The sequence below is a fragment of the Klebsiella sp. A-Nf5 genome (assembly GCF_002810545.1).
Lineage (GTDB): Bacteria > Pseudomonadota > Gammaproteobacteria > Enterobacterales > Enterobacteriaceae > Klebsiella > Klebsiella variicola.
Window position 1 is genome coordinate 1 of sequence record NZ_PIOG01000024.1, and the last position, 572, is coordinate 572.

Sequence of the window (572 nt, forward strand, 5' to 3'; positions counted from 1 at the left end):
GAAGCGACACTCATGCTCTGGCAGATGGACCATCGCGCGGCATGGCGCCAACGTAACGCGCGGCATACCGCGCGCGAACTCATCGCCAATAAATCCTTGTTTGATACCGTTGAGCGCCAACCGCTCACCCCGGAGCAGGCGAAAGCCGTGGTCTGTTTTGACAATAAAGTCCAGGTTATTGCCTCTGCCGGTTCCGGTAAAACCTCAACCATGGTCGCCCGGGCAGCCTATGCCATTAGCCGGGATATTGTGCGTCCGGAACGAATTGTCATGCTGGCGTTTAACAAGCAAGCAGCGGAAGAGCTGAATCAACGCTGCAGGGACGCCTTTCAGCGTGCGGGGCTGCATGGGGTTGAAGTTGAAACATCCACCTTCCATGCGCTGGGTTTAAGCATCATTGGCAAAGCAACCGGGAGCAAGCCCGATATTCCGGGGTGGGCTATCGACACCGGAGCCGGGCTGCGCAAACTTGGCTCGCTGGTCGAGCAACTTAAGGCTGACTCTGTGGGGTTCGCCCTGCAGTGGCACCTCTTTCGTTTTGTCTTTGGCCAGGATTTACCACCTTTTGGCAG

At 57.0% G+C, this 572-nt stretch carries 1 protein-coding gene; it reads left to right on the forward strand.

Annotation, left to right across the window (positions count from 1 at the left end):
- On the forward strand, positions 1 to 572 hold a 572-nt coding region (locus tag CWM53_RS01455; RefSeq protein ID WP_165785001.1), incomplete at both ends, for a UvrD-helicase domain-containing protein.